Here is a 4,005-nt window from a genome sequence, read left to right as displayed (position 1 = left end):
GACATACGAAGGCGTGAACGCCTGGGTGGCATTCTCCACGAGTACGAACATGCCGCGTGACCTGGGTGGACGAGGTTTCCGGCAAGGGCAGGGCCCGCGACGAAGGGGCCTCGGGACTCGCGCGGGAATTCGGCGTCGAGTCGGCTCCTGTGGATCCGCTCGTCTTGGTCGCGTCATTCCTCTCATGCCGTCGGCTCATGCAACGCCAAGTGTCGACGCACTCGGCCCACCAGTATGTCGGCAGCCGGCTCGCTGTCCGGCGGCTGGGAGGCTTCGGCGGACGGCGCGGCCTGGCCCTGCGGAGGCGCGGACGGGTCCTGGAGCGCCGCCGGAGGGTTGCCAGACGTGTCGGCGGTCTGTTCCTCGGCGATGGCACCGGGGTCGACGCTGTCGTCGAGCGTTGCCTCGCCGGTGTCGTCGGTCTCTTCGATGTCCTTACCGCCGGAAGGCTTGCAGCCGTTGGGGAGTGCCTTGATGGCGTATCCACATCTGGTCACGGGCGGAGGATGGACGGGCGCGGCCGCTAGTGTCCCGGCTCATGGCGATTCCTGCAAACGACAAGGGATACTCCTCGCTGCAACGGCCGGCCCTGGGGACGGCCAGGACGGGCACGGCCAGCACTCGGACTACTCGAGCAGCCACCGGCGGCGTTCACCGTCGCGAGATAGAACCCCTGGCGTCTTGACCGCCCACATGGGGCGATTTTCGGCGTGGCGTCGATCTTGTCGTGCCTCATCAGTGGTGCATTGCGCTCACTAAACTGCCGGGCATGACCGACGAGATAGCGGTACGGCAGGTGACCGAAGCGTGGCAGCGTATCGAGACGTGGTTGAGGCGGCATGCGCCGGCTACGCATGCCGCACTGGGCCCCGGCGCGCGCCGTGAAGAGATCGACGCGGTGGAGGCCACGCTGGGGTTCTCGGTGCCCGTGGAACTGCGGACGCTGTGGTCGCTGGTGTCGGGCGGTGTGGTGGATGATCGCGGGTTTTGGGGTGATCACGACGTGCTGATCCCATTGGACGAGGTGGTGGAGACCTACCAGCGGCAGATGCGGTGGCAGGCGGAGGAAGAAGCGACCTACGACACCCCCGGTGTACCGGGAGAGGGTGATGCCGTCTTCTGGCAAAGGTCGTGGATTCCGGTGTTCTCCCTCGGTCCTCACGACACGATGTACGGGACGTACCTCGACGCCGAGACGGGGCTGATGTGGAAGTGGACGCGTGAGGTGTTCTGGCCGCCGGCCGACGACGACCTGCAGGAGTCTCTGGTCACCCATCTGGAGAAACTCGCGGACGCGCTCGAATATCCAGATCTAGCAGATGACAAGGCTGGCCTGGTGAACGGTGCGCTGGTGTGGAAAAGGCAGGCGTATGCCGACGAGGACTGGCATGCCGCCGGTGCGTGAGGGAGGACGATGCGGGGGGAGGGCGTCGCTGCCTCCCCCCGCTCCGTTATGTTCCGGTGGTGTTACCCGACCTTCTGCCAGGTGCAGGTGACGACACCGCGCTTGCACTGATCGAATCCGGGCAGCGCGACGAAGAAGCCGTCGTTGTCCAACATCCGCCATTCCGGCGCCGGGTAGCCCTTGAAGGCACCGCTGTTCTGGTCGGCGTTCAGTGCGGCACGGCCGCATTTCTCCTTGGTCGACAGACCGTCGGGGTCCTGTCCGACATTGGTCAGCAGACCGAACGCCGCATTTCCGCTGGAAACCGTGTCCTGGTACAGCTGAGCGCACTGGGATCCGTCGGTGACATGGTTGACGCCGCCGGGGGTACCGCCGGAGTCACGGGTCGACGCCATTGCGTACTCATCGCAGCTCGTCTTGCCGACCGGCGCGGGAGTCGAGTGGGGTTTCCACTTCCTCTGACAGATCAACTGCCGGTTCTTGTCCGAGTTCCACTGGGTTCCGTCGGCCGGGTCCTTCAGCGTGGTGTCGGGGCCGAGGTAGTGCAGGAGGGAGTCCCAACGGTGGGCACCGGCGTGGGTGGCCATGTTCTCCTGCATGAGCCAGTAGTAGGCGCCGGCCGCCGGGTACAGGTTGGTGTCGACCGTCCACGTGGGGCTGAAGCCGGGCAGGACACAGCCGGGTGCCATGGTCTTGTAGATGTCGTCACAGCGCGGGGCGAGTTCACGTGACTGCGGTATGCCCGTGCCGCCGAAGTCGGCGGTGGCCAGGTTGCCGCCCGCGTCCACGCTGGCATCGATGTGCCACGCCAGGTCGATGGTTTCCTTGCCCGTGCCGGTCCACTGGGTCTGGACGTTGCCGAACAGAGTGTGTCCCATGTCGGTCGGCGCGGGTGTGAACGACGCATCCATGCGGTAGGCGCCGTAGTCGTCCTGCCAGATCGGTTTGCTCGTGGTGCAGCTCTTGCAGTCGCTGCCGATCCGCCACTGCATGCGGACCATTTGAAGCTGGGGGTCGATGTGCCACGGGATGATCAGGAACTGCTGGTCGAACTCGGCGAAGTTGCTGTCGCTGTCCTTCTTGGCCGGGTATGCCTTGATGCGCTGCTCGAACTCGAACTCGGCCGTGCCCAGCGGCGGCTTGCCCGGCTCGGTGTCGGTGAATATGAGGGTGCCCCTGCCGAGGTTGCGCATACACGCCTCGGTTCGGTTCATATAGTCCCCGCCCTTCGGCTTCGCGTCGCACCACGGCAGGAGGTCGTACTGCGACGCCGCTGCGCGAACGGCCGGGTTTTGCGCGGGGGACTTCTTGCCTGGCTTGGGGAACTCCCAGCACAGCTTGCGTCCCTGGGCGTCCGGCTTGCCACAGGAAGGCTTGGCCGGCTTCTTCTGCTGCTTCGTCAGCGGCACCGGCACGAACGTTCCGGGCTCGGTCCGGTTGACCGGCGTGATCGTCTGCGCCTTCGGGTCGATCGTGGACGACGCCTGCGGTGCGGGGAACGTCACATACGGGGCGACGGTGAACGTCGCCCAGTTGGACCAGCCCTGTTCGTACAGATTGCCGTCATAGGCGTTGGTGTGGAAGACGTAGGTCCAGCCGGGGTGGAGCTTGCCGTAGTCCACTGGGACCGAGGCCGATTTGCCGGAAGGAACGTAGTCGGAGACGAGAACGCCCCACTGGTTGGTGTCGGTCAGCTTGACGCGGTCCTTGGGCTTGCCGTCCTTGTCGACGGTCCACACCTCGAAGGTCAGGTTGGCCTTGTCGCCGTCGGGGTCGGTCACGGTGTTGCGCAGGGTGACTTCTGCGGCCCGTACCTGCCACGAACCGTCGACCTTCTTGAAGTTGGGACCGGCTTCCAGCTTGTTGCCGGAGCTGGGCCGGGCGTTGGCGGCGAGTGTGTGACGTTCGGGGCCAGCTGCCCGGACTGCCGACGATGCCTTCGGCTGGCTCGTCCCCGACGGATCGCTTGCGGCGCTGGCTGGTATCACGCCGAACAGCGTTACCAGTGCCGCGCCGAGGACGAGCAGCATGTGTTTGTACCTGTGCACGAAAGAAACAGCCTTTCCCCGTAGGAACTGCCGTACATGCGCTGGTCTACGCACAAGAAGCAGACCCTAGGGGAAAGATGACGCTTCTCGAACAGACTGTCGAATAATTGACCGAAAACCAGTGGGTTTCCTCAACAGTGATCATTGCCGGGTCTGTGGTGGAGGCGGACCATGGGCGAGGGCGGCGGTCTACACTCGCACCTTGGTGATCACGTTGGGTGGCGGGGCGACTTCGACAACGCAGCCGTCAGTGCGCTGCATGCGCCGGGTTTCAACACCATTGCGGGTGCCGATAAATCATCCAGGCTGGTCAGGCTGCATGTTGGTACTCGTGGAGGGTTCCGCCGAGCCGATCTTGTCGGCGTACTCCCAGATGTCTGATCTGCGCTGGTTCGTTGATCGGTTGGGGGAGCGGGCGGAGTGGAGCGGCTTGGTTCAGGGCTCGGTGCGGGCGATAGCCGTGGTAGAGGTTCTCGCATTCGCGGAGTCGTGGAGGAGGTGGCTCTGGTTCCAGGTCAAGGTGCGGTCCAGGAGTTCGCGCCTACAGGTCTG

General features: G+C 64.9%; 3 protein-coding genes and 1 pseudogene. 1 reads left to right on the top strand and 3 read right to left on the bottom strand.

From position 1 onward, the window contains the following. Positions 1–182 precede the first annotated feature (182 nt). Entirely contained in the window at positions 183–497 is a 315-nt protein-coding gene (locus ACZ4EG_RS46545) for a hypothetical protein (RefSeq protein WP_453562024.1), read from the bottom strand. Positions 498–769: 272 nt separating this feature from the next. Here ACZ4EG_RS46545 and ACZ4EG_RS46540 point away from each other — a divergent pair, with 272 nt between their 5' ends. Then, on the top strand, positions 770–1,405 hold the full coding sequence (locus ACZ4EG_RS46540; protein ID WP_467795053.1) for an SMI1/KNR4 family protein: 636 nt from the start codon (positions 770–772) through the stop codon (positions 1,403–1,405). Positions 1,406–1,467: 62 nt separating this feature from the next. Here ACZ4EG_RS46540 and ACZ4EG_RS46535 read toward each other — a convergent pair whose 3' ends face one another. Both ACZ4EG_RS46535 and ACZ4EG_RS46530 read right to left on the bottom strand, forming a co-directional pair. Beyond that, positions 1,468–3,435, bottom strand: coding sequence for a hypothetical protein (locus ACZ4EG_RS46535; protein ID WP_467795052.1), 1,968 nt, complete (start codon positions 3,433–3,435; stop codon positions 1,468–1,470). Positions 3,436–3,763: 328 nt separating this feature from the next. Continuing rightward, positions 3,764–4,005 (bottom strand): annotated as a pseudogene (locus tag ACZ4EG_RS46530) (integrase); the annotation flags it as partial.

The organism is Streptomyces sp. NPDC025638 (genome assembly GCF_055558775.1).
Note: the sequence above shows the minus strand (reverse complement) of the source record. Positions and strands in the feature narration are given on the sequence as shown.

Excerpts from the sequence above, each read along its gene's own strand:
- ACZ4EG_RS46540 (WP_467795053.1), top strand. The coding sequence starts at position 770 with ATGACCGACGAGATAGCGGTACGGCAGGTGACCGAAGCGTGGCAGCGT.
- ACZ4EG_RS46535 (WP_467795052.1), bottom strand. The coding sequence starts at position 3,435 with ATGCTGCTCGTCCTCGGCGCGGCACTGGTAACGCTGTTCGGCGTGATA.